The organism is Microvirga roseola, from assembly GCF_020866965.1.
Taxonomy (GTDB): Bacteria; Pseudomonadota; Alphaproteobacteria; order Rhizobiales; family Beijerinckiaceae; genus Microvirga; species Microvirga roseola.
On the sequence record NZ_JAJATX010000121.1, the window covers coordinates 1 to 3,588 of the forward strand.

Here is a 3,588-nt window from a genome sequence, read left to right on the forward strand (position 1 = left end):
CACAATGGTTTGGTTATCCGACAGCGCAAAGCGGCCGCCGGCGCTGTCGATCAGATCGAAGCGCAGACCGTCACCGGGATTGGGATCCAGAGCCGAGAGCGTGCCGATCTCGGTCCCAGCCCTTGCATCCTCCCGCACCTGCGAGCGGCTGAGCGAGGGAGTGGCGGGCTGGAGGATATGAGTGCCACCGGCATCCGTCACCGTGCGGATGCCCTGGTGGTAGAGCTGCGTGCGCTCGGCCAGGGTGAAGCTTTCATCGACCAGAATCAGCGTACCATCGGCGGTCTGGCTGTGGGTCAGAAGAGCAGAAGCCTTGTCGCTGAAGGTGATCGAGCCGGTGCCGAGCAGCGTGATCGCCTCGATGCCGGCGACGTACCTGCTGGTCAGATCATAACTCCCTGCCTTCAGGTGCAACGCGTCGGATCCGCTGCCGCCCTGGATCCCGGCGATCTTCGCTAGGCGTATGGCGTCCGAAACGATGATGTCATTGCCCCTGGAGCCCTGGACGATCTCGATGTCGGTCAACCGACCCGGTGCAGTGAGGTCGAGAGTGCCGGTCTCGATCATCCGCAGGGTGTCGATACCGCCGCCGGCCTCAAGGATGTCGCCGGCACCAAGGCCGCCGGCCCTGACCTGAAAGACTTCATTGTCCGGAGATCCTGCTCCGCTCTCCTTGCCTTCGCCAAAGGCGGTCACAGGCCTGTAGCGCTGCTGATAGATGCCATAGCCAGAGCCATCCTGGCCAAAAGACCCCCAGGTCACCACCCAGCCGCCGTCCGACAGAGCCGTTACACTCGGTCGGGCTTGGGTGCCGGTTATGTATGAGTTGACCCGCTCCTCGTCACCCACCGCCGTGCCGGTAGCATCATAGCGCTGCTGGTAGACGCCATAGCCGGAGCCGTCCTGGGCATGGGATTGCCAGGTGACCACCCAACCACCGTCAGCCAGCGCCGTGACGCTCGGTTCCTCTTGCGAGTTTGTCGTATGGGTGTTGACCCGCTGTTCGTTGCCGGTGAGCGAGCCATTGGCGTGGTAGCGCTGCTGGTAGATGCCGTAGCGCTCGCCATCCTGGCCATCGGATTGCCAGGTGACCACCCAGCCGCCGTCAGCCAGCACCGTGACGCTCGGGTTCTCTTGCGAGTTTGTCGAATGGGTGTTGACCCGCTGTTCGCTGCCGTTGAGCGAACCATTGGCGTTGTAGCGCTGCTGGTAGATGCCTTAGTCAGAGCCGTCCTGGGCATGGGATTGCCAGGTGACCACCCAGCCGCCGTCAGCCAGCACCGTGACGCTCGGGTTCTCTTGCGAGTTTGTCGAATGGGTGTTGACCCGCTGTTCGCTGCCGTTGAGCGAACCATTGGCGTTGTAGCGCTGCTGGTAGACGCCAATGCCAGAGCCGTCCTGGCCATAAGAACTCCAGGTGACCACCCAGCCGTCGTCAGCCAAGGCCGTGACGCATGGAGCGTATTGGGCGTAGGCCGTATAGGTGTTGACCCGCTGTTCGCTGCCGCTGAGCGAACCATCGGCGTTGTAGCGCTGCTGGTAGATGCCGTAGTCAGAGCCGTCCTGGGCATCGGATTGCCAGGTGACCACCCAGCCGCCGTCAGCCAGCGCCGTGACGCTCGGATTCTCTTGCGAGATTGTCGTATGGGTGTTGACCAGCTGTTCGCTGCCGCTGAGCGAACCATCGGCGTTGTAGCGCTGCTGGTAGATGCCGTAGTCAGAGCCGTCCTGGGCATGGGATTGCCAGGTGACCACCCAGCCGCCGTCAGCCAAAGCCGTGACGCTCGGTTCCTCTTGCCAGTCTGACGTACGGGTGTTGACCCGCTGTTCGCTGCCGGTGAGCGAGCCATTGGCGTGGTAGCGCTGCTGGTAGACGCCAATCCCAGAGCCGTCCTGGCCATCGGATTGCCAGGTGACCACCCAGCCGCCGTCAGCCAGCGCCGTGACGCGCGGCTTCTCGTGCGAGCTTGTCGTATGGGTGTTGACCTGCTGTTCGGTGCCGCTGAGCGAACCATCGGCGTTGTAGCGCTGCTGGGAGATGCCTTAGCCAGAGCCGTCCTGGCCATCGGATTGCCAGGTGACCACCCAGCCGCCGTCAGCCAGCGCCGTGACGCTCGGCTTCTCTTGCGAGCTTGTCGTATGGGTGTTGACCTGCTGTTCGGTGCCGCTGAGCGAACCATCGGCGTTGTAGCGCTGCTGGTAGATGCCCCTGTCAGAGCCGTCCTGGGCATGGGATTGCCAGGTGACCACCCAGCCGCCGTCAGCCAGCGCCGTGACGCTCGGCTTCTCTTGCGAGCTTGTCGTATGGGTGTTGACCTGCTGTTCGGTGCCGCTGAGCGAACCATCGGCGTTGTAGCGCTGCTGGTAGATGCCGTAGCGCTCGCCATCCTGGCCATAGGATTGCCAGGTGACCACCCACCCACCGTCAGCCAGCGCCGTGGTGCTCGGCTTCTCTTGCGAGCTTGTCGTATTGGTGCTGACCTTTTGCTCACCCTCGAGCCGTACGATCGATACCGCCATGTTTGCTGCCCCCGTGCCGGCTGTCAGTTCCTTGCGCCTCTGCTCCGGTTCTCTTCTTGGCTCTATCGGTTAGAGAGAGGTCACGATCCGGCTGACGTTGCGGCAGGACTGTAGAAAATTCCTAGCCGCGGCGCAATCTGCCAGGCTCGGGGAAGCGGCGGGGCCGAGAAAGGGGGTGGTCTCCGGGCCCATTCAGCGGGCGCTGTGATCCGGGTGAGGCGGGCCGAAGAGATCTTTAGGCAAGCACTTTGCCGAAGTGTGGCGATCCTACGCGGGCGGCTACAGCATGGGCCGTCAGACAGGATCTAGTTGCAGCATGTACTGGAGACCCGCTGCTATCATGCAGTCTGCATAATGTATCGCAGCCGCGTGGCCGCGAGCGGGTCGTGATTGCAGGCATCGGGACGAGCCGCGAAGGCACCTGACCCTTTGACCCCGCAGACTGGCTCCGGAATCGGTCAGGACGTGATCTGACCCAATTCGCCTCCAGCAAAGTGCCTCCTCGAACAAGTGCGTCGAGTAGGACTATCGGATACCCAAGCGGCGGATCAGCCCGGCGCTTGGGTGCACGTCTTTGAGAAGTATGCCCGCAACCCACGCCCACCCCCGTCGTGCAGATCACCCTGCTCGCCTCATGGGGCTATGGTGAAGCCGTGCCGCCTCCTAAGCTCTACGAGAGTTCCCAACATTGCTTTCGAAACTATCTAACACTAAAACTCCTCACGCAGAATGTCTCTTTTCCCGGCGTGATTGGCGGGTCCTACGATTCCTTCCCTCTCCATGCGCTCCATGATTGACGCCGCTCGGTTGTAGCCGATCTGGAGGCGGCGCTGGATGTAAGAGGTCGAGGCCTTCTTGTGCCGCAGGACGATGCTGACAGCCTGGTCATAGGTGTCCGACGAAGCCAAGCTGAACTCGTGGTCCTCCGCCGGAATGTCCGACCCTTCTGTGTCTTCCTGCTCTTCATCGTCCGCCGTGACCGCATCAAGGTAGACGGGTTCGCCCTGGCACTTGAGGTGATTGACCACCTTCTCCACCTCCTCGTCCGAGCAGAAGGGACCGTGCACG

The 3,588-nt window shown here is 62.5% G+C and carries 3 protein-coding genes and 1 pseudogene; all 4 read right to left on the reverse strand.

All coding sequences use genetic code 11. The annotated features are described in order from the left end of the window. Window positions 1–1,116, reverse strand: a pseudogene (locus tag LG661_RS24245) (hypothetical protein); the annotation flags it as partial. Window positions 1,117–1,218: 102 nt separating this feature from the next. Then, entirely contained in the window at window positions 1,219–1,920 is a 702-nt protein-coding gene (locus LG661_RS24250; RefSeq protein WP_230534566.1) for a hypothetical protein, read from the reverse strand. Window positions 1,921–2,043: 123 nt separating this feature from the next. Further along, the gene (locus LG661_RS24255) at window positions 2,044–2,520 is read right to left on the reverse strand and encodes a hypothetical protein (protein ID WP_230534567.1); all 477 of its coding nucleotides are present in this window, start codon (window positions 2,518–2,520) and stop codon (window positions 2,044–2,046) included. 710 nt (window positions 2,521–3,230) lie between these two features. Further along, window positions 3,231–3,588: DNA translocase FtsK (locus LG661_RS24260; RefSeq protein ID WP_322098915.1), on the reverse strand; the 358-nt coding region annotated here is incomplete at its 5' end.